This is a genomic window from Winogradskyella sp. R77965, from assembly GCF_044594915.1.
Lineage (GTDB): Bacteria > Bacteroidota > Bacteroidia > Flavobacteriales > Flavobacteriaceae > Winogradskyella.
Genome location: NZ_CP138990.1, coordinates 2,421,879 through 2,442,604 on the forward strand (window position 1 = coordinate 2,421,879; position 20,726 = coordinate 2,442,604).

The 20,726-nt window shown below is 32.6% G+C and carries 21 protein-coding genes; 13 read left to right on the top strand and 8 right to left on the bottom strand.

The window, feature by feature from the left end; all coding sequences use genetic code 11:
- The first annotated feature begins 5 nt into the window (after positions 1-5).
- On the top strand, positions 6-1,319 hold the full coding sequence (gene sufD / locus SJY34_RS10765; RefSeq protein ID WP_400075525.1) for a Fe-S cluster assembly protein SufD: 1,314 nt from the start codon (positions 6-8) through the stop codon (positions 1,317-1,319).
- Between the two features lie 37 nt (positions 1,320-1,356).
- On the opposite strand, the gene SJY34_RS10770 is transcribed toward sufD, so the two are convergent.
- Genes SJY34_RS10770 through SJY34_RS10785 form a run of 4 tightly spaced genes read right to left on the bottom strand, consistent with a single transcriptional unit; the run spans position 1,357 to position 3,953 of the window.
- The gene (locus SJY34_RS10770) at positions 1,357-3,012 is read right to left on the bottom strand and encodes a serine hydrolase domain-containing protein (protein ID WP_400075527.1); all 1,656 of its coding nucleotides are present in this window, start codon (positions 3,010-3,012) and stop codon (positions 1,357-1,359) included.
- The gene (locus SJY34_RS10775; RefSeq protein WP_400075529.1) at positions 3,000-3,179 is read right to left on the bottom strand and encodes a hypothetical protein; all 180 of its coding nucleotides are present in this window, start codon (positions 3,177-3,179) and stop codon (positions 3,000-3,002) included. Before SJY34_RS10775 ends, SJY34_RS10770 begins: the two co-directional genes overlap by 13 nt.
- 10 nt (positions 3,180-3,189) lie before the next feature.
- Positions 3,190-3,618 (bottom strand): hypothetical protein, encoded by a 429-nt coding sequence (locus SJY34_RS10780; protein ID WP_400075530.1) that lies wholly within the window; start codon positions 3,616-3,618, stop codon positions 3,190-3,192.
- A 2-nt stretch (positions 3,619-3,620) separates the two neighbouring features.
- Positions 3,621-3,953 carry a PadR family transcriptional regulator gene (locus tag SJY34_RS10785; protein ID WP_400075532.1) on the bottom strand — a complete coding sequence of 111 codons (333 nt, stop codon included), beginning with the start codon at positions 3,951-3,953 and terminating at the stop codon, positions 3,621-3,623.
- A gap of 124 nt (positions 3,954-4,077) precedes the next feature.
- Between SJY34_RS10785 and SJY34_RS10790 the strand changes: the two genes are divergently transcribed.
- The 7 genes from SJY34_RS10790 (at position 4,078) to SJY34_RS10820 (ending at position 9,773) form a co-directional block, all read left to right on the top strand.
- Entirely contained in the window at positions 4,078-5,292 is a 1,215-nt protein-coding gene (locus SJY34_RS10790; RefSeq protein WP_400075534.1) for an aminotransferase class V-fold PLP-dependent enzyme, read from the top strand.
- A gap of 160 nt (positions 5,293-5,452) precedes the next feature.
- Positions 5,453-6,505 (top strand): zinc metalloprotease, encoded by a 1,053-nt coding sequence (locus SJY34_RS10795; protein WP_400075536.1) that lies wholly within the window; start codon positions 5,453-5,455, stop codon positions 6,503-6,505.
- Between the two features lie 103 nt (positions 6,506-6,608).
- Positions 6,609-7,433, top strand: coding sequence for an META domain-containing protein (locus SJY34_RS10800; RefSeq protein ID WP_400075538.1), 825 nt, complete (start codon positions 6,609-6,611; stop codon positions 7,431-7,433).
- A gap of 33 nt (positions 7,434-7,466) precedes the next feature.
- The gene (locus SJY34_RS10805) at positions 7,467-7,889 is read left to right on the top strand and encodes a SufE family protein (protein ID WP_400075540.1); all 423 of its coding nucleotides are present in this window, start codon (positions 7,467-7,469) and stop codon (positions 7,887-7,889) included.
- Between the two features lies 1 nt (position 7,890).
- Positions 7,891-8,217 carry a DUF59 domain-containing protein gene (locus SJY34_RS10810; protein WP_299121610.1) on the top strand — a complete coding sequence of 109 codons (327 nt, stop codon included), beginning with the start codon at positions 7,891-7,893 and terminating at the stop codon, positions 8,215-8,217.
- Between the two features lies 1 nt (position 8,218).
- Complete coding sequence (locus SJY34_RS10815) at positions 8,219-8,725, top strand: DUF2480 family protein (protein ID WP_400075542.1); 507 nt, start codon at positions 8,219-8,221, stop codon at positions 8,723-8,725.
- Positions 8,726-8,864: 139 nt separating this feature from the next.
- Entirely contained in the window at positions 8,865-9,773 is a 909-nt protein-coding gene (locus SJY34_RS10820) for a DUF3078 domain-containing protein (protein WP_400075543.1), read from the top strand.
- A gap of 60 nt (positions 9,774-9,833) precedes the next feature.
- Here SJY34_RS10820 and SJY34_RS10825 read toward each other — a convergent pair whose 3' ends face one another.
- Both SJY34_RS10825 and hflX read right to left on the bottom strand, forming a co-directional pair.
- Positions 9,834-12,104, bottom strand: coding sequence for a transglycosylase domain-containing protein (locus tag SJY34_RS10825; protein WP_400075544.1), 2,271 nt, complete (start codon positions 12,102-12,104; stop codon positions 9,834-9,836).
- Between the two features lie 12 nt (positions 12,105-12,116).
- Entirely contained in the window at positions 12,117-13,328 is a 1,212-nt protein-coding gene (hflX, locus tag SJY34_RS10830) for a GTPase HflX (RefSeq protein WP_400075545.1), read from the bottom strand.
- Between the two features lie 72 nt (positions 13,329-13,400).
- Here hflX and SJY34_RS10835 point away from each other — a divergent pair, with 72 nt between their 5' ends.
- The 4 genes from SJY34_RS10835 to SJY34_RS10850 all read left to right on the top strand — a co-directional run bounded on the left by SJY34_RS10835 (position 13,401) and on the right by SJY34_RS10850 (position 18,459).
- Positions 13,401-14,354 (top strand): endonuclease/exonuclease/phosphatase family protein, encoded by a 954-nt coding sequence (locus tag SJY34_RS10835; protein ID WP_400075546.1) that lies wholly within the window; start codon positions 13,401-13,403, stop codon positions 14,352-14,354.
- A 207-nt stretch (positions 14,355-14,561) separates the two neighbouring features.
- A complete protein-coding gene (locus SJY34_RS10840; protein WP_400075548.1) occupies positions 14,562-15,593 on the top strand; it encodes a gliding motility-associated C-terminal domain-containing protein in 1,032 nt (343 codons plus the stop codon).
- 27 nt (positions 15,594-15,620) lie between these two features.
- The gene (locus SJY34_RS10845; RefSeq protein WP_400075549.1) at positions 15,621-16,526 is read left to right on the top strand and encodes a type IX secretion system membrane protein PorP/SprF; all 906 of its coding nucleotides are present in this window, start codon (positions 15,621-15,623) and stop codon (positions 16,524-16,526) included.
- Positions 16,527-16,545: 19 nt separating this feature from the next.
- Entirely contained in the window at positions 16,546-18,459 is a 1,914-nt protein-coding gene (locus tag SJY34_RS10850; RefSeq protein WP_400075551.1) for an OmpA family protein, read from the top strand.
- Between the two features lie 56 nt (positions 18,460-18,515).
- Here the strand turns inward: SJY34_RS10850 and SJY34_RS10855 are convergent, their stop codons facing one another.
- Together SJY34_RS10855 and SJY34_RS10860 are read right to left on the bottom strand one after the other, a co-directional pair.
- A complete protein-coding gene (locus SJY34_RS10855; protein ID WP_400075552.1) occupies positions 18,516-19,037 on the bottom strand; it encodes a YciI family protein in 522 nt (173 codons plus the stop codon).
- On the bottom strand, positions 19,034-19,510 hold the full coding sequence (locus SJY34_RS10860; RefSeq protein ID WP_400075554.1) for a CYTH domain-containing protein: 477 nt from the start codon (positions 19,508-19,510) through the stop codon (positions 19,034-19,036). Before SJY34_RS10860 ends, SJY34_RS10855 begins: the two co-directional genes overlap by 4 nt.
- Before the next feature lie 43 nt (positions 19,511-19,553).
- On the opposite strand from SJY34_RS10860, the gene dinB reads away from it, so the two are divergent.
- On the top strand, positions 19,554-20,663 hold the full coding sequence (gene dinB, locus SJY34_RS10865; RefSeq protein WP_400075556.1) for a DNA polymerase IV: 1,110 nt from the start codon (positions 19,554-19,556) through the stop codon (positions 20,661-20,663).
- The last annotated feature ends 63 nt before the right edge of the window (positions 20,664-20,726 follow it).

A 20,726-nucleotide genomic window follows, 5' to 3' on the forward strand; every position in this document is an offset into this window, starting at 1 on the left:
GCAACATGAGTTTAAAAGAAAAATTAGTATCGTCATTTATGGCTTTTGAAAATACAGTAGATGTAGATTCTCCTGTGCACGATATACGAACCGAAGCTATAAAGACATTTGAAACTGAAGGTTTTCCTAGTAAACGTAAAGAGGCTTGGAAATACACATCGTTAAATTCAGTTTTAAAACACGACTACAGCGTGTTTCCAAAGCACGAAAACGCTCTGGAGTATAAGGATGTGAAAAAATATTTTATACATGAAATAGATTGTTATAAAATCATTTTTATCGACGGAAAGTACTCCTCTCATTTATCGCAAACTACTCATGATGGTATCGATGTTTGTTTAATGTCCTCAGCTTTAAACAAGCCGAAATACCAATTAATTATTGAAAACTATTTCAATAAAATTGCGCCAAAAGATGGATTATCATCATTAAATACAGCATTTTCAGCTGAAGGTGCTTATATCCATATTCCAAAAAACAAGTTGGTTGAAAAACCGATTCAAATCATACATTTTTCTACAGGAAATGAAGCCGCATTAATGTTGCAACCACGCAACTTGGTTGTTGTTGATGAAAACTCTCATGTTCAGATTATAGAGCGTCATCAGAGTTTAACTGATAACCCTGTATTAACAAACAGTGTCACTGAGATTTTTGCAAATAAGCGTGCTATTGTAGATTACTATAAAATCCAAAATGATAGCGAAAATGCATCTTTAATTGATAATACTTATGTTAGTCAAAAACAGGAAAGTTTAGCCAAGGTGCATACCTTTTCTTTTGGAGGCAAGTTAATTAGAAACAATCTCAATTTTTATCAAAATGGTGAGCGCATAGATTCTACAATGAAAGGCATTACCATCATTGGTAACAAACAGCATGTAGATCACAACACCTTAGTACATCACATAGAACCAAATTGCGAAAGCCATCAAGATTATAAAGGTATTTTTGATGACAGCTCTACTGGTGTTTTTAATGGAAAAGTTGTAGTTGAAAAAGAAGCGCAAAAGACAAACGCATTTCAGGCCAATAACAATATCTTAATAAGTGATAAAGCCAGCATTAACACAAAACCTCAATTAGAGATTTTTGCAGATGATGTAAAATGTTCTCATGGTTGTACTATCGGTCAATTAGATGAAAGTGCCATGTTTTACTTGCGTTCTCGTGGAATTCCTGAGAAAGAAGCAAGAGCTTTATTAATGTTTGCGTTTAGTAACAACGTTTTAGATTCTGTTAAAATTCCTGAAATTAAGAATAGGATCACTAAGATTATTGCTAAAAAATTAGGCGTTAATATTGGGTTTGACCTATAGGATTTACAAAAACATATAAGTTGAAAAGGATTGCTAACTAGTGATCCTTTTCTTTTTTAAACACAATTTCTTTCACAGTGCCATCACAAGAGAGCAGCATACCTGTTACTAGATTATTTTCGTCCTTTACAAAATGATAAAGCGTTCTATTGTTATTTCCGAATTGGTTTAATTGAATAGGATTTAAAATGATAGTATCTTTTCCATTATAAGTCAGTTTAAGTGTGTTTTCTTCTGTGTAAAAACGATACTTAACATCTATTTCTTCAGAATAAAAATAACCTTCAAATTCATTAACAACTACTATATCTTTATCAATAAATTTAGCACGTTCAAAATAAAATGGCGTACCACCAAATGAAATTATCATATCATGAGTTGATGATGGCGAAAAATCATATTTAACATTCTCACTTTGTACTCTATGAAACTTATTTTTTGCGAATTGTATTAAATCCACAGACGTTTTACCCATAGAACCCTTAGACTTTAAAGTGTTGTTTTCTACAAATAATGTCATAGTCATATCACTATTAATTTCTTTGTATTCTCCAATGAATTCATTAAAACCTTGTTTATTAAACGAGTTGCTATCTTCATTTTCTACTATAATTTTTTCATTATTAGATAAGAGAATATCTAAAATTTGATAACCAACCCTTGGTGCATCTATGGATTGTGAGTTAGTTAAAACGATGATGCCTATTTGTTTTTCAGCTATAGTAATTAATTGAGAGCGCCCACCAAAACCAAAACCACTATGAGTTACAGCTTTATAACCTTTGTAGTCATCTATCATTAATCCTCTTGCATATTTTGTCTTTTCGCCAGACGCCAATACTTCGGTTGTTTTTAAGAATTGAGCTAATGGTTTAAATTCTAAAATCTGCTCATTCAGCATTTGCATCCAAATAGCCATGTCGTTGGCAGAAGAACCCATACTTCCTGCGCCATAGCTTAACTGATTACTTGTAGAAAACTTGAAGCCATCTTTATATTTTTGGTAACCAACGGCTTTGTTTTTAATTGACTTACCATGTTCTACTCTAACAAAAGTAGAATTTATTTTTAAAGGCCTTAAAATTTTAAGCTTCAAATAATCATTTAGATTTTGTCCTGAAATACGCTCAACTATAATCGCCAATAAATTATAATTGGTATTAGAATAGCTTACTTTTTCGCCTGGTCTATTATTCAATCCCTTTTGCTTCACAGCTAATTCTAATACTGTATTGTTATCGTAATAAGATGCGTCATAATCAAAACCTGCCAAATACATTAGTGTATGGTAATTCCTAATCCCGCTCGTATGATTTAATAAATGCTTAATTTTTATGACATCTTCATACTCTGGAAATTCGGGTAAATAAGTTCTAATATCATCTTCTAAATTTATTTTTTCCTCATTAATTAACGCCCAAATAGAAGATGCTGTAAACTGTTTTGCAATGGATGCTAAACTGAAAATAGTTGAATCCGAATTTTTAATATTGTAGTCTAAGTTTGAAAGTCCAAAACCTCTAGAATAAATAGATTTCCCATTATTAATGACCTTTACGCTTAATCCTGGTGTATCCTTTACATCGTAAACTTCTAATAAGGTATCAATCTTTTGAATAACATCTTTTTGAGCTGTTGCAATACGGCACAGAAAAAAGCAAACCAATACGCAACTATATCTTAAGATTGACATTGTTTATATTTTTGAAAAAAGTATACAGGAATAAGTCCAAAATTAAGAAACAGAAAGCCAATAAAAACAATAATTCCCCTGTATGGCCATGTTAAAAACTCAAACATTGCACCAATACCAAGAATAAAGAATGTTATAAATCCGAGGATATAAAATGATTTCTTCATAATAAATGATTTAAGAATATTTGTGAATAGATTTTTTATAGCTCGCATAAAAGTGAGCTGGAAGAATGACTAAAACTGAAATTATAATCGCACCAAGCAGCCAGGCGTTAGCATAAGGCCATTGCATCATTTGAAAAACTAAACTGATAACCAATAAAGCAATAACTACAAAGCCTAAAGTGAATTTCAACTTATTAACCGTAATGATTTGTTTGGCAAGTTTCTGATGGTTAGTTTCTAATTGTAGATTTTGAAAATTCGTATAACCACCGAACTTCTGTAAAGCTTGTTGATATAATATATTGAAATCATTAGAGTCTTGATTTTCGATATAAGTACAGATATGGTCCACCAAATCCTCTTTTAAATCCTTGTCCTCAACACCATATAAGGTCAAACTATTCTCTATAAAAGCAATGTGTTTTTCTGACAATTCCATATTTATACTGGTTTAGCATTAAAAATTAAGTTTAGGGTCTCAATAAAATCATTGATTTCTTCTGTAACTGTCTCAACCATTTTCTTCCCTTCCTTTGTCACTTTATAATATTTTCTAACACGTTTACCAATAAAAACCTTTTCAGTTTCTAAAACCTTTTTTGCCTCAAGCTTATGTAAAATTGGATATAATGCTCCTTCTGAAATATCAATTTTTCCTGAAGTCATTTTTTTTACTTCCTGTGTAATCTCATAACCATACATTCTACCCTTGTTATTGATAACTGATAAAATGATTGGTTGCAATGTTCCTTTTGTTAATTCTTTACTATACATAGTACAAATATACATTTTATATAAATGTATCCTAATAAAATGTGTGTATAATTGTTTTAATGACTAATTATAAGTTTTTCTTTAAGAGCAATGCGTTGTATCTTTGCGATTAGGAATTATGCCAATGCTAGACGTACAAAAAATAAGAAAAGACTTCCCTATCCTCAACCGCAAGGTCAACGGGAAACCACTCATATATTTCGACAATGCTGCAACATCTCAGACACCTCAGCAAGTGATTGATGTTATCGTAGATTATTACACAAACTATAATGCAAATATTCACAGAGGTGTACATAGTCTAAGTCAAGAAGCAACAGATGCTTATGAACAAGCACGCATTAAAATTCAAAAGCATTTTAATGCAAAACATGCTCACGAAATTATTTATACTTCTGGAACAACGCATGGAATAAATCTTATCGCTAATGGATTCTCTTCTTTACTTAGAAAAGGAGATGAAATTATAGTTTCGGCTCTAGAACATCATAGTAATATTGTGCCTTGGCAAATGCTTTGTGAGCGTACAGGAGCCATTTTGAAAGTTATTCCGATGAATGACGATGGCGAACTAATCATAAGTAAATATGATAATTTGCTTTCGAATCGCACCCAATTAGTGTTTGTTAATCACATTTCGAATGCTTTAGGAACCATAAATCCTATTGAATATATCATAAAAGAAGCGCATAAGGTAGGTGCAGCTGTTTTAGTAGATGGCGCACAATCTTGTCCGCATTTAAAACCAGATGTGCAAGCATTGGATGTAGATTTTTACGTCTGTTCTGCACATAAAATTTGTGGCCCTACTGGTGTTGGTATGCTCTACGGAAAGGAAGAGTGGCTCAAAAAATTACCACCATATCAAGGAGGTGGAGAAATGATTGCAGAGGTCTCATTTGAAAAAACCACTTATGCGGACTTACCTCATAAATTTGAAGCCGGCACGCCAAATGTATGCGGTGGAATAGCTTTTGGAGCGGCTTTAGATTATATGAATCGTATTGGGTTTGAAGCTATAGCTAACTACGAAAATGAACTTTTAGAATATGCCACTGAGCAATTACTTCAAATAGAGGGTTTAAAAATCTACGGAACTGCTAAGGAAAAAACATCAGTTATTTCTTTTAATGTTGGCACTATTCACCCATATGATATTGGCACAATTCTAGACAAAATGGGAATTGCAGTGCGTACAGGACATCATTGTGCTCAACCAATTATGGATTTTTATAAAATTCCTGGTACAATTAGAGCATCTTTTATGTTTTACAACACCAAGGAAGAAATTGATGTTTTTATAGCTTCACTTAAAAAAGCTGTACTAATGTTATCTTAACAATTTGAAATTTAATAGATTATAAAAAAGCTCCTTGAGGTAAAGGAGTTTTTTTATGTTTACTCCCTGTTCGTATTTTATTTTTTTCTTAATTATTTGTTAATTTTATTAATGATTAATCATATATTGGGTTTCGAATTTAAAAAATCAATAACTATTTATGAAAAAATCTATTTTAGGGCTAGCCATAGTTGCAGCTCTTTTTACAAGCTGTAGCGACGATCAAGACAAAACTCAAGACCAACAATCTAAGGTCGATATGAGTGACTTTTTTGTTTACACAGACCCAAATGAATCTGATATTAGTAAATCTTTGAATGCAAAAAGCTGTAACTCAATGCAGGTACTAAATCGTCAACTTAATGAAAACCCAGGACTGTATCAAAAAATGTATAATGCAGAATTGCATACAAGACGTTTTATTAATAGTAAAAAACCAGATGGTGCAGGAAATGGAAATGGCAACGGAAACGGAGGTGGCGATGATGGTGGTGGTGATCCAGTTGATGATGGTTTAGGTACTATCAATATTCCTGTTTATGTTTATGTGGTATATGCAAATAGTTCGCAAAACATAAGTGATAGCCAAATCAATTCTCAAATTTCTGTTTTAAATGCAGATTTCAACGATACAAACTTTAATGATGTTAATTCACTTTACGCGGATAGAGGGGCAGATGTAGATATCAACTTCAATTTATCTGTAGTAGATAGACAAGCTAACTCCACTGCTCAATGGGGAACAAACGATGCTGTAAAATCAGTATATCCTGCTCAACCAGGTTATTTAACAATGTGGGTTGCTAATATTGGTGGTGGGATTTTAGGCTATGCACAATTTCCTGGAGGCAATGCTTCTACAGATGGTGTAGTAGTATCACCACAATATTTTGGCACAACTGGTACTGCTCAGGCTCCATTTGATGGAGGTCGTACAATGACTCACGAAGTTGGCCACTGGATGAACCTAAGACATATATGGGGAGATGGGAGATGTAATAGAGATGACTTCGTTTCGGATACACCAAAATCGGATAGACCAAATTATGGTTGTCCTGGTTCAGTCTCTCATTGTCGATCAATTGATATGGTAGAAAACTATATGGATTATACTGATGACGATTGTATGGGATTATTTACAGAGGGTCAAAAAATGAGAATGCGATCGGTTTTTGCTTCTGGAGGTCCAAGAGACGAGTTTACAGGAAACTAGTTTCAAAAAACATCAATAAAAAAGACGTCTAATCAGGCGTCTTTTTTATTTGGTATACTTTTCGATTACAAAAAAGCAATACCTTTACTTTTAATTTAGAATTATGAAATTTTTACTCAGCTTATTTACACTGATGCTATTTGCAGAATCTTGCAATTCTTCACAGAGATCCATTGAAAATAATAATATTGAACCTATGAATAAAGAGGAAACAACACTTTCAGGAAATTATACTATTTCTCAAATTGGTGAAAACAAGACTGTTTCACCCAAACTCAATATTTCATTTGATGAAAAATCGAATGAAATAAAGGGTTTTGCTGGTTGTAATAGCTTTTTTGGTACTTATTCTATTGAAAATAGTGAATTAAAATTCAGTGATATCGCTAGATCTAAAAAATTATGTCACTCAGAAATAAGCGATCTAGAAAACGAATTTTTAGAAGTCCTAAATACGGTGAATAATTTCACTATAACAAATGATGTTTTATCATTATTAGATGACAAAAATATATTGTTAAAAGCTAATATTATTGAAAGCAAAAAATACACCAGAGGTAGTTATGGCATTGGTGTGACCTATCAAATTTCAACCAGAGGTACATTTGAATATATTAATATTTCAGAATCGACAGTTTCATATTCTACAGATAGAGGATTAAAATCTGTAAGAAATTTCAGCAACAATAAAAAAGATTGGACTACAATTAATACCTTAATTGAGGCTATTGATATAGATACTTTTAGAGCATTAGAAGCCCCTTCTAACAATAGAGCTACAGATGCCGCAGCAGAAGCCACATTAACCATAAAAATGGGTGATGTATTGCATATTACACCTGCTTTTGATCATGGTAATCCGCCAAAAGAAATTAAAGCATTAGTTAATAAAGTGTTATCCCTTAAAGAAAATACAGTAAAACAGTAGCTATTTTGTAATTTTGCTGAAAAGAATTAGACTATGACTATTGAAGAAGTTCAAAACGATATTATTGATGAATTTTCAATGTTTGAAGATTGGGAAGAGCGCTATCAATATATGATAGACTTAGGAAAAACACTTCCACTAATTGAAGAGCAATATAAAACTGAAGATAATATCATAAAAGGTTGTCAAAGTAAAGTTTGGGTGCATGCTGATATGGTTAATGATAAGGTAAACTTTACAGCAGATAGCGATGCGATTATAACAAAAGGTATTATTGCCATATTAATCCGAGCGTTTTCTAATCAACACCCTAAAGATATTATTGATGCAAATACTGAATTTATTGATAAAATAGGCTTAAAAGAACATTTATCACCTACTAGAGCCAATGGTTTAGTGAGTATGATAAAGCAAATAAAAATGTATGCCATTGCATACCAAACACAATTGAATTAAAATGAGTGACACAACTATAGATACCAATGTACTCGGCGAAAAAATAGTACGAGTTTTAAAAACCATTTTTGATCCTGAAATTCCAGTAGATATCTACGAATTAGGATTAATTTACGATGTTATGGTAAACGAAGATTATGATGTAAAAATCTTAATGACATTAACTACACCAAACTGTCCTGTTGCAGAAACGCTTCCGCTTGAAGTAGAAGAAAAAGTAAAATCCATTAATGAGGTAAAAGATGCTGAAGTAGAAATTACTTTCGATCCTCCTTGGACTCAAGATTTAATGAGTGAAGAAGCTAAGCTAGAATTAGGCATGCTATAATATGGCAGATGAAATCATAAATAGAGTTGCCAATAGCAAACTAAAGGTCATTGACTTGGAAGATTACTATCCAGAAGGTAAACGCATTCTTTTTGATATTAAAGATTGGTTGCTTGAAGGTTTAGTGCTAAGAGAAAAAGACTTTAGAAATTTTGTTACTGAACATAATTGGTCGCAGTATCAAGATTGCTATGTTGCTTTGTATTGTTCTACTGATGCTATTGTGCCCGATTGGGCCTATATGCTTGTTTCAATTGAGCTTCAGGCGTACGCTAAATTAACTGTAATTGGTGATTTAGAGCATTTAGAATCTATTTTATACACTACAATTATTTCAAAATTAGATCTTTCACTATATGAGAATTTACCAGTAATTATAAAAGGGTGTGCTCATAAACCTGTACCTCCAAACGCACTTGTTTTATTGTCCCAACAATTAAAGCCCATTGCAAAATCTATTATGTTTGGTGAGGCTTGTTCTTCCGTTCCATTATTTAAGAAAAAATAATTTATTAATAATGTGACTTTATTAGTTTTTTTTGGTCTTACAAGTGATAATTACTTTCATTAAAGTATTCAACTTAAATGAATAAACATTTATATTTGTAAATTAATAACAACTATTACTTATTAAAATTTAATCCATTATGAACAAAAAATTACTTTTATCAATATGCTTATTGCTTGCTGTAACTTTTGCATTCTCTCAGACAAAAGAAGAATTAGAAGCTCAAAAAGCTGAAAAGCAAGCTGAAGCAGACAAGTTTCAAGGTGAAGCTAATGCTATACAAGCTCAGATAGATGCTCTACCAGGTTGGAGAACTGGCGCTTTTGGTACTATAGGAGGAAGCTTATCTAACTTTAATAATTGGTACGCTCAAGGAGCTCCAAATAACGCTTCTGGTAATATTGGTGTTACAGTTAATGCATTTGCAAACAAACTTGAAGAAAAATATTTCTGGAGAAATTCTTTAACAGCAAACTTAAACTGGGTAAAATTAGACAATAAAGACATAGATACAGATAGTGGTGATTTCAATCCTACTACAGATGTATTTAATTTATCATCCCTTTACGGATACAAATTAAGTGACAAATGGGCTGTTTCTGCTTTAGCAGAATACAGAACTACTTTATTAGATAATTTCAATGACCCAGGATTTTTAGATTTTGGTGTTGGTGCAACTTGGACTCCACTTGAAAATTTAATTGTTGTAATTCATCCTTTAAACTACAATTTTGTTTTTGCTGAAAATGATGCGGCTTTCGAATCTTCAGCTGGTGCAAAAATTGTAGCAGATTATACAAGATCAATTGGTGCTGTTAACTTTAAGACTAACTTCTCTACATTCCAGAGTTACAAGTCTAGCGACTTGTCTAACTGGACGTGGACAAACTCATTTAGCTATACACTATGGAAAATGATTGGTGTTGGTTTTGACTTTGCCTTAAGAAGTAATCAGCAAGAAGCTGCAAACTTTCAAGGTGTAAATTTAGCAGATGCAGATAATAAAATACAAACTTATTATACTTTAGGTTTAAGCTACGCTTTCTAGATCTTATAGAAATTATAAAAAGCCTGTTGAGTGTTAAATCTTAACAGGGTTTTTTTTATTCTAATTAAACTTCTTCTTTTTGTTTTTCTTTTTAAATAACCTTTTAATAAACCCATCTCTTTTAGTTGGTTCACAATCTAAATCTTCTAAAACTTCTTTTGAAGACGTTTCAAACCTAGCTCTTGTAATCTCATTAAACTCACTTTCTTTATTCAGTTTTTGATAAAATTTAGCAAATATTGGCAAAGCGGAATTAGCACCTTGGCCAAGGCTGGTCGATTTAAAACCAATACTATGATTATCATTACCAACCCAAGTGATGGTAACTAAACTTGGTGTTAGTGCTACAAACCATCCATCTTTATTGTTTTGCGTTGTTCCTGTTTTACCTGCCAAAGCATTATTTAGCCCATAACTGTTTCTAAGTCTTGATGCTGTACCTTTATTTACTGTAGATTTCATCATCTCTAGCATAATCTGTCTTGTATAATCACTATAGGCTTTTTCTTTAATAACCTCAGGTTTAAATGACGCAATTACATTTCCGAATTTGTCTTCTATCTTAGTAATAAAAAATGGTTTTACTGCTCTACTCTTATTAACATAACTTGCATAAGCACCAGTTAATTCCTTTAAATTAATTTCTGAAACTCCTAAAGCTATTGAAGGTTTATTTGGTATAGATTTAGAAACACCCAGTTTTTTCAACTGTTCTAAAACTTTTGGAATCCCAACTTTTTCTAAAACCTTTACTGATACGGTATTTACAGAATTACTCAATGCATTTTCTAAAGTGTAATTTATATAGGGATCATCTTCCTTGGTGCCAGAATTACTTGGTGTCCAATCTCCATAATTTGTGTAGTTCACTTTGTTTAATGAAAAGTATGAACATGGATCTAATCCATTTTCAATTGCTGCAGTGTAGACAAAAGGTTTAAACGTTGAACCAACTTGTCGCTCACTTTGAGAAACATGGTCGTATTTAAAGAATCTGTAATCTATACCACCAATATAGGTTCTTACTGCTCCTGTTGAAGAATCTATAGATAACATACCTGTATTTAGAAATTTTAGATAATGTTTTAAACTATCAATTACTGAAATATTTCTGATGTTGTCACCTTTCCAACCAAATAATTCAACATTACGCTTTATATTTAATGAGTCTCGTATTTCTTTCTCTGTTAGTCCTTCTGCTTTGTAGCGTTTTACAAGAGGTAAGTTATTTATAGCTAATTTTAAGGTCTTCGAATTTTTATCCCAAGGAGAACTGCTGCCGTAAGATCTTTCAAAATCATTCTGCAATTTAGTAAGATGCTCTTTCAAAGCTTCTTCAGCTAATTGCTGCATAGTATAATCCAAAGTAGTATGCACTACTAAGCCATCTCTATAGAGGTTATAGGTTTCTCCTTCTGGGGTTTTTATAGAATCTAGCAATGCTGACAATTGTTTTTTTACCTCTTCTCTAAAATAAGGAGCTAAACCTACATCGTGTTTAAAAGAATTATAGTCTAACTTTAGCTTTTGTTTTGTGTAATATTCCAAAGAGTCTTCCAAAATATAATCGTAGTTAACCATCTGATTTAATACTACGTTTCGTCGTTCTTCACTTCGTTTTAAATGCACTCTTGGGTTATAATATGTATTAGCCTTTAATGTACCAACCAAAGTTGCAGCTTCATTTATTGATATATCTTTTACTGATTTATTAAAGAATTTAAGGGAAGCACTTTCAATGCCATACGTATTGTCTGAAAACGGAACTGTATTGAGGTACAGAGTTATGATTTCGTCTTTAGAATAAACGTCTTCAATTCGCTTAGCAATAATGGACTCTTTCAACTTATTGATTAGCACACTAAATACCGCATAATCTTTTCTTCCATAAAGATTTTTTGCTAACTGCAGTGTAATTGTGCTTCCGCCTCCTGCAGTTTTATCCTGAAGAATCAAGTTTTTTACAAAAACACGAATTAAACTTATATTATCAATACCATCATGCTCATAGAATCTGCTATCTTCTGTAGCAACCAATGCGTATATAAGATGTTGAGGGAAATCTTTATGTTTTACAGGTTGTCTATCATATATATAATATTTACCTATTAATTTTTCATCCTTATCTAATATTTGTGTGGCCTCCTCTTGCTTAATAGAACTTATGTCCTCAATCGTAGGTAGTTTTCCAAATAAGCCAAAGTATATACAGAAGTAAAGTCCAAAAAGAAATAATAAGACTGTAGTTATTAAAACAAGCGGCCATTTTATCCATTTCTTTTTTAAAGCTTTTTTAATCCATACTTTAAAACGTGATTGGTAAGAATCCATGAGTAGACTTAATTATTCTATATCTTCAACGTCTGGATATAAGAAATGATTGTATGGAAAACGTGTTACATGTATTTCTCTAACTTCTTTATAAACGCGTTTTCTAAATTCGTCTAAGTTCTCTTTGTTCAATGCTGAAATGAATAATGCATTTTCTCCTAGTCTTGCCATCCATGTTTTTTTCCATTCTTCAATAGTATAGTTAGCTTTGGTTCGCTCTTCTATCAAATCATCTTCATCAAAAGGTTCTGCTTCATAGACATCAATCTTATTAAAAACCATAATTGTTGGTTTATCCTTACTATCTATTTCATCTAAAATCTGATTTACAGAATCAATATGTTCTTCAAAATTAGAATGTGATATATCGACTACATGAAGTAATAAATCTGCTTCTCTAACCTCATCGAGTGTACTTTTAAAAGATTCAACCAACTGTGTTGGTAATTTTCTAATAAACCCAACAGTATCGCTTACTAAAAAAGGTAAGTTTCCTATAACAACTTTCCTAACCGTTGTATCTAAAGTGGCAAAAAGCTTATTCTCTGCAAAAACCTTACTCTTACTAATTACATTCATCAAAGTAGATTTACCAACATTGGTGTAACCTACTAATGCAACACGTACCATTTTACCGCGATTACCGCGTTGTACTGCCATTTGTTTATCAATGGTTTTAATCTTGGCTTTTAGCAATGAAATTTTATCGCGTACTATACGTCTATCTGTCTCTATTTCTGTTTCACCAGGTCCACGCATACCAATACCACCTTTTTGTCTTTCGAGGTGTGTCCACATTCCTTTTAATCGCGGTAGTAGATATTCGCATTGTGCCAATTCTACCTGAGTTCTTGCATAACTTGTTTGTGCACGCTGAGCAAAAATATCTAGAATGAGATTTGTTCGATCTAAAATTTTACAATTGAGAATTTTACTTATGTTACGCTCTTGAGCAGGTGATAATTCATCATCAAAAATTACGGTTCCGACTTCATTTTCTTTTACAAACTCCATGACATCATTCATCTTACCAGTACCGATAAATGTTTTTGGATTAGGCATGGCCATTTTTTGAGTGTAACGTTTTATAACCTCTCCACCAGCTGTATAGGTTAAGAATTCTAATTCATCTAAATACTCTTTAGACTTTTCTTCATCTTGTTCTTGAGTAATTACACCAATTAAAACAACTTTTTCTAATGCAATATCTTTTTTCTCTATCATAAGGTAATTAAAGTACAAAGTTAAACAAATGCATTATTTAGAATAAGGTTTTAAAATCATATATTTATTGCCATGAGTAATAATGACTATACTGCCTTCACAATTGCATTCTATAACATCGAAAACTTATTCGATATAGAAAATGACCCTCTTACTAATGATGATGATTTTTTACCGACATCAAGAAAGCGTTGGACACCAAAACGTTATCAAAATAAATTACTGAAACTAGGAACTGTAATTTCAAAAATAGGAGTAGAAAATACAGACACAGCACCTGCATTAATTGGCTTAGCTGAAGTTGAAAATAGTAAAGTTGTATCTGACTTGGTTCGGAGTAAAAACCTTATTAATGAAGGTTATAGCTATGTGCATTATGATTCTTCTGATGAACGCGGTGTCGATGTAGCTCTTCTCTACAAAAGTGATGTCTTTAAAGTTGAAAATTCTGAAACCTTCTCGGTTTATCTCCAAACTGAATCAGGACTTCAGGATTACACAAGAGATATTCTTTTAGTACAAGGCAAGTTAAATGGAGAAACGATAAATGTGATAGTTAATCATTGGTCTTCTAGACGCGAGGGTGTTAAAGAAACTGAATATAAACGCATTGCAGCGGCTAATGTCGTCAACTCTGTCATTAATAAACTAAAAGTTGAAGATAAGGAAGCTAAGATTATAGTAATGGGAGATTTTAACGATAACCCAAACTGTAATAGTATTCTATTAATGGAAAAAGAAAGTAATCTTTATAATCCGTTTAAAACAGTTTGGTCTAGAGATAAAGGAAGTCTAAGTCACAATTTTCAATGGAATTTGTTTGATCAGATTCTATTTTCTACCAATTTTTTTGATGCCAAGAATTCTACACTAGATTTTCATGATGCAGATGTCTTTAATTCCAAATTTCTAACACAATACCATGGAAAGTACAAAGGCCAACCTTTTAGAACCTATGTAGGTAAGAAATATAAAGGTGGGTATAGTGATCATTTTCCTGTTTATATCCAATTGAAAACTTCTTAAGAACTCTCCGGCCATTTATCGATTAATACTGCAGTTAATCTATTTTAGTATTGTTAATATCTTGTTAATAATCGTTTGTTATATATTCGAGTTTGCATTGCAAAAACGTTCAACCAACGCGGCCTTGCAAAATAAAATTATTTTAAACCACCTTATGGTTTGGATGATTATAAGGCCATTATACAATTTCTAACTAACAGATTAATAATGAAAAACATAACTCTATTTTTAATCATGCTAGGGTTTTTCCTTACCACTAGTGCACAGTATAATTCTGCTCCAACTGCGGAATCTAAAAGTTTAGCATCAGTATCCCCTACTAATACTAATCTTAAAGAGACATCTAAAATAGCTGGCGTAACGGCAGCCTCATCAGATTCATACAACTCATTGTACACAAAAGTAGAGGGTGTTTCTGGTAGACAGAATTCACTTCCAATTTTAAATCAACCCGCCGATTTTATCGTTTGTGATGATTCCGATGAAAGTATAGATGGTGTTGCTAGTTTTGATTTAACCTCAATCGATAGTGAAGTAACAACAGATACTGATATAGCAGTTACCTATTATACATCTCAAACAGATGCCGATAATGGGACTGGTGCTTTAAAGAGTCCACATTCAAGTTCAGGTGAAACTATTTTTATAAGAGCTGAAAATACGGTCACTGGGTTATTTGATACGACATCATTTAAGTTACAAGTCAATATTTTACCATTGGCAGTCTTCGACAAACAATTTAAATATTCAGTAGCTCCAAACGCTACTATACCTAATACAATTGGTATCGCACCAACTAACTTTATAGCAGCCGATGTAACGGTTAATTGGTATTTGGATGGAAATCTAATTTCAGGATCTGAGGGTTTAACATTAAATACTGTTTTACAGGAAGGGGAATATTCTGCAGAAATCATTTTTAATGCAACAGGTTGCATGAATACGATCACCGCATTTATAACATTATTACAAGATTCGATGTTTCCACAGGGTATCTCTCCTGGAGTTTCACCTGGGCAAAATGATAATTTTGACTTGAGTAGTTTTGATGTCACTCAAATTAAAATTTTTAATAGAAATGGTACACTTGTATATTCAAAAAAGAATTATACCAACGAATGGCAAGGACAAACTAATGATGGAGAAGAACTTCCTGTTGGCACCTATTTCTATACTATACAATATGAGTATGAAGGCAGCACAAAAACACATAGTGCTTGGGTTTATATTAACAGATAAATTGACTAACTGAATCAACTTAAAATAATGAAAAAACTCTCTATTATAGTGGTCTTTCTTTTGGCATTTCAAATGCATGGACAACAAGACCCTCAGTACACGCAGTACATGTATAATATGAATATAGTTAATCCTGCCTATGCAGGCTCTCGTGACAACTTTTCTTTCGGATTATTGTACAGACAACAGTGGTCAGCTGTTGATGGTGGCCCTGAAACGGGAACATTTTTTGGACACTCACCTATTAGTGATAATATGGGATTAGGTCTATCTGTCATTGCAGACCAAGTTGGACCTGTTAAAGAAACCAATGTCTATGCAGATGTATCATACACGTTAAAGTTTGAAAATGGTCATAATTTAGCTTTTGGGGTTAAAGCTGGGGCTACTTTTCATGATATAGGTTTATTTGACTTAAATGTTAACGATGCAAACGATCCGTTTTTTCAGGAATATATAAATTCAACAACGCCTAATTTTGGGGCTGGTTTGTTTTATTCTTCAGATAATTATTACCTATCATTATCGGTACCTAATCTCTTATCTTCCGTTCATTTAGACAATGATGGTCGTAAATTAGGGTCTGAAACACAGCACTATTTCTTCTCTGGAGGTTATGTTTTTGATCTGTCTCCGAACACAGAACTAAAACCGTCATTTATGGTGAAATCTGCATTTGATGCACCAACATCTTTTGATATCAACCTTAATGCGCGTTTCTATAAGAAATTTGAAATTGGAGCTTCATATCGATTAGACGATTCTTTTTCTGGGTTAATCAATTTTGCAATGACACCTACTTTAAGGATTGGTTATGCTTATGACGTTATTTCATCAGATATCAAAGCTTATGCGCCAGCATCTCACGAGATAATGCTATTATTCGACCTTAATTTTCCAAGACGTATTTCTCGTTCACCAAGATATTTTTAATCAGTTAAGCTAAACAATTATGAAAAACTTTAAGACATTATTATTTATTGCGTTGATGAGTGGGTTTTGCTTAACTGCTCAGAACAAAGACACTAAAAAAGCTGATAAACACTTTGCAAGATATGAGTTTGTAAAAGCCGCAAACAGTTATAACAAATTAGTAGAAGATGAAAAAGCAGATGCCTACGTCTATAATCAACTAGCGGAAAGTTATTACAATATTTTTAATACTGTTGAGGCAGAAAAATGGTATGCTATAGCCTTAGAATCTTCAGATAGTCCAGAAATGATTTATAAATACTCGCAAATGCTAAAAGCAAACGGTAAGTATGAAGAATCTAACCAACAAATGGAACGGTTTGCATCATTGCTCCCTTCTGACGACAGAGCTAAAGCTTATAGAAAAAGACCTGATTATCTTCCTAAGATTTTAGAAAAAGGTACAAGGTTTAATATACAAAATGCAGATTTTAACTCAGAGCAATCGGATTTCGGTGGAACTTTGCATGATGGAAAATTATATATTACATCTAGTCGTAGCAATAACCGCAGGACTTATGGTTGGAATCAGCAACCTTTTTTAGATATCTATTCAATAGCTAAGAGCTCTGATAGCTCGTACCAAGGGGCAGAATTGGTAAGCGGTAAAATTAATACAAGTTTTCATGAAGGTATAGTATCGTTTGCACCTAACGGAAATGAAATGTACTTTTCTAGAGAAAGTTTTTTTGAAAAAGATTTTCAAAAAGATTCTCTAAGTGATGCACAATTTAGCCAACTTTATCTTTACAGGGCAACAAAATTAGGTTCGGATTGGGATACTGTTGAAAGTTTAAGTATTAACAGTCCTAATTATTCTGTTAAAAACCCTTCAGTAAGTCCAGATGGGAAAGTTCTGTTTTTTGCTTCTGACATGCCAGGTGGTTTCGGTAAATTTGATATTTATAATGTTGCTATTAACCCAGATGGTACACTTGGAGAACCTGTTAACCTAGGTGAAAAAATCAATACAGAAGGCCAAGAAATGTTTCCTTATATAAGCGCCAACAATACGCTTTATTTCTCCTCTAATGGCCATTTAGGTCTTGGTGGATTGGATGTGTTTTTTACTAAGGTAATTGATGGCAAAATAGCTCCTCTTAGAAACGTTGGTATTCCTGTGAATAGTAATGCAGATGATTTTGCTTTTACTATTGATGAAGAAGCCGAAGAAGGTTTTGTATCATCAAATAGAGAAGGTGGTATGGGAAGTGATGACATTTACACTATAAAAAAATTAAAACCACTCTGTGATGTATTAATAAGCGCAACCGTTTTAGATGACAAAACGCGAGAGCCAGTTGGTGGAGCTTCAGTATCATTATTCGATTCAGAAGGTAATAAGATGGTTTCAAAAACAACTAATGCTGAAGGTGTTGCCGAATTTATTATAGAGTGCGAAGAAGATACTGAACTAGAAGTCATAATGGATGGTTTTGATAGTAAAAAAGTACCAGTTAAAGGATCTAGTGAAGAGGAGAATAGTGTTCAAATATCTTTAGACCCAATAGAAAAGTTAATTGTTGCTGAAAAGATTAATCTAGCGCCAATTTTCTTTGAGTTCGATAAATCTAATATTACTGATCAGGCAGCATTTGAACTAGATAAATTGGTTCAGATTATGAAAAAATATCCTGAAATGATTGTAATTGCTAATTCACACACAGACGAAAGAGGACCAGAATCTTATAATACAAGACTTTCTGAACGTAGAGCAAAAACCACAATTCAGTACGTAATTTCTCAAGGTATTGATGAATCTCGTATTTCAGGAAGTGGTAAAGGTGAGTTAGAACCTAAAATAGATTGTTCTAATGGTTGTACAAGAGATCAACATGCAGAAAACAGAAGATCAGAGTTTATTATTGTAAGTGGTGGACCACGAACTGAGTAAATAAATTGATGATTATATAATTAAAAAGGCTCTGAAAATTCAGAAGCCTTTTTAATTTATCTTAACGGAAATCCCTTTGCTGCCCACCAAGGATGGATTTCTATAGCCAAACGACCAGCCTTTACCATAGGATCAGAATTGGCTAGGCTATCTGCCATTTCTAGAGTTGGTACATTATAAATTGTTATACCTCTTATATCTCCATCGTCACCAAAAGGTCCGGAAATATCTGCATAACCTAAATCATACATCTTTCCTAAATGCGCTAAGTGTTCTTTTTGTAATACTTCGGCTTCTTCTTCATTTTGACTTCGTATTGGGCCTTTTTTGAGAAAAGCTATAAAATATTGTTGCATAAGCACTGTGTCTTGAGTTTTCTCATCTACATAATCAAAAATCTGATACCCTTTAGATGTGAGTTTAGCTTTAAGCTCTGCCGCAGATTGCTCTTTAATAGCTTCATTATTAGACTTTTCATAAGTCGTTTTATTTTCTATTAATTCAGTTTCATCTTTGGAATTATTTTTACACGATAGAAAGCCTATTGTTATTATAAATAATAAGAGTGAGTTTTTCATTTTTTCCAAGTTTTAAAAGGTTGTTTACTCAATACTGCATTGTAATATTTTATGTCTCCTGTGACTTCTTTACCCAACCAATTAGGTTTTTCATAATTTTCGTTTTCAGAATCCAATTCAACTTCAGCTATAATTAAACCTTCATTATCACCAAAAAATTCATCAATTTCAAAGATGTGGTCACCACATTTAACTTCGTAACGTGTTTTATCAATAATGCCTTTTTCGCAAAGTTTTAAAAGTGCTTCAGCTTCTGTTTTAGAAATTTCCTTTTCCCATTCAAAACGAGATAATCCATCTTTTGTTGATTTTCCTTTAATAGTTAAGTAACCTATGTCTTTTTTAATCCTTACTCTTACAGCACGCTTTTTATGACTATTTAAAAACCCTTGCTTAATACTATAACTATTGATTGCTTCTTTTTTAAAAGCATCGGAGTTCACTAAAAATTTACGTTCTATTTCTATAGCCACAATCAATAATATTTAAAAGGTATTTAATGTCTAAATTTACAGCATGCTTAGCGATTTACCAATAAGAAAGATAATTCATGTAGATATGGATGCGTTTTATGCATCTGTAGCGCAAATGGATAATCCTGAATTAAGAGGAAAAGCGATAGCTGTTGGTGGTGGAGGCGCTAGAGGTGTTATTAGTGCTGCCAGTTATGAAGCTCGCAAATCTGGAGTGAAGAGTGCAATGTCTGGTCGTTTGGCAATAAAACTCTGTCCAGAATTAATTTTTGTTAGAACGGATTTTGATCGCTACAAAGAGATTTCTAACGGTATAAGGAAGATTTTTTATGACTATACAGACCTAGTTGAACCTTTATCCTTAGACGAAGCTTATTTAGATGTAACAGAAAACAAAAAGGGACTTCCTAGTGCCACTTTAATTGCCAAAGAGATTAGGCAACGGATTTTTAATGAAATTGGTCTAAGAGCATCGGCTGGTATCTCAATTAATAAGTTTATTGCTAAAGTTGCTAGTGACATTAACAAACCAAATGGTCAAAAAACAATAAATCCAGAGGATGTTATTAAATTTTTGGAAGATTTAGACATTAGAAAGTTTTATGGTGTTGGTAAAGTGACAGCAGAAAAGATGTATCAAAAAGGCATTTTTACAGGTAAAGACTTAAAATCTAAAACACTTGAATACTTGGATGAAAATTTCGGGAAATCCGGTCGATATTACTATCATGTGGTGCGCGGAATTCATAACAGTGAAGTAAAGCCAAATCGCATTAGAAAATCTTTGGCTGCTGAACGCACATTTAGAGAAAATCTATCTTCTGAAATCTTTATGCTCGAAAAATTAGAACATATTGCTGAAGAAGTTGCCCGGAGATTAGAAAAGAGTAAAGTTGCAGGAAAAACTATTACCTTAAAAATAAAGTATAGCGATTTTACCTTGCAAACTAGAAGTAAAACATTGCCCTATTATGTGAGTGAAAAGGCTATTATTCTTGAAACTGCGAAGGATTTACTATATCAAAATAAGATGAATAATTCAGTAAGACTATTAGGAATCTCACTGTCTAATTTAAATACAGATCCTAAGAAATCTAAACCTTTAGATAAGGAGAATAAATCTGTTAGCGTTCAGTTAAAATTTGAGTTTTAAGTTGTTATGAATTTGACTTTCTAAAAATTTTCAACGAACTTCGATTCTAGTGCTGAACTTGTT

Bases quoted from the DNA above. Each gene is read 5' to 3' on its own strand.
- sufD (WP_400075525.1), top strand. From the start codon at position 6: ATGAGTTTAAAAGAAAAATTAGTATCGTCATTTATGGCTTTTGAAAAT.
- SJY34_RS10770 (WP_400075527.1), bottom strand. From the start codon at position 3,012: ATGTCAATCTTAAGATATAGTTGCGTATTGGTTTGCTTTTTTCTGTGC.
- SJY34_RS10775 (WP_400075529.1), bottom strand. From the start codon at position 3,179: ATGAAGAAATCATTTTATATCCTCGGATTTATAACATTCTTTATTCTT.
- SJY34_RS10780 (WP_400075530.1), bottom strand. From the start codon at position 3,618: ATGGAATTGTCAGAAAAACACATTGCTTTTATAGAGAATAGTTTGACC.
- SJY34_RS10785 (WP_400075532.1), bottom strand. From the start codon at position 3,953: ATGTATAGTAAAGAATTAACAAAAGGAACATTGCAACCAATCATTTTA.
- SJY34_RS10790 (WP_400075534.1), top strand. From the start codon at position 4,078: ATGCTAGACGTACAAAAAATAAGAAAAGACTTCCCTATCCTCAACCGC.
- SJY34_RS10795 (WP_400075536.1), top strand. From the start codon at position 5,453: ATGAAAAAATCTATTTTAGGGCTAGCCATAGTTGCAGCTCTTTTTACA.
- SJY34_RS10800 (WP_400075538.1), top strand. From the start codon at position 6,609: ATGAAATTTTTACTCAGCTTATTTACACTGATGCTATTTGCAGAATCT.
- SJY34_RS10805 (WP_400075540.1), top strand. From the start codon at position 7,467: ATGACTATTGAAGAAGTTCAAAACGATATTATTGATGAATTTTCAATG.
- SJY34_RS10810 (WP_299121610.1), top strand. From the start codon at position 7,891: ATGAGTGACACAACTATAGATACCAATGTACTCGGCGAAAAAATAGTA.
- SJY34_RS10815 (WP_400075542.1), top strand. From the start codon at position 8,219: ATGGCAGATGAAATCATAAATAGAGTTGCCAATAGCAAACTAAAGGTC.
- SJY34_RS10820 (WP_400075543.1), top strand. From the start codon at position 8,865: ATGAACAAAAAATTACTTTTATCAATATGCTTATTGCTTGCTGTAACT.
- SJY34_RS10825 (WP_400075544.1), bottom strand. From the start codon at position 12,104: ATGGATTCTTACCAATCACGTTTTAAAGTATGGATTAAAAAAGCTTTA.
- hflX (WP_400075545.1), bottom strand. From the start codon at position 13,328: ATGATAGAGAAAAAAGATATTGCATTAGAAAAAGTTGTTTTAATTGGT.
- SJY34_RS10835 (WP_400075546.1), top strand. From the start codon at position 13,401: ATGAGTAATAATGACTATACTGCCTTCACAATTGCATTCTATAACATC.
- SJY34_RS10840 (WP_400075548.1), top strand. From the start codon at position 14,562: ATGAAAAACATAACTCTATTTTTAATCATGCTAGGGTTTTTCCTTACC.
- SJY34_RS10845 (WP_400075549.1), top strand. From the start codon at position 15,621: ATGAAAAAACTCTCTATTATAGTGGTCTTTCTTTTGGCATTTCAAATG.
- SJY34_RS10850 (WP_400075551.1), top strand. From the start codon at position 16,546: ATGAAAAACTTTAAGACATTATTATTTATTGCGTTGATGAGTGGGTTT.
- SJY34_RS10855 (WP_400075552.1), bottom strand. From the start codon at position 19,037: ATGAAAAACTCACTCTTATTATTTATAATAACAATAGGCTTTCTATCG.
- dinB (WP_400075556.1), top strand. From the start codon at position 19,554: ATGCTTAGCGATTTACCAATAAGAAAGATAATTCATGTAGATATGGAT.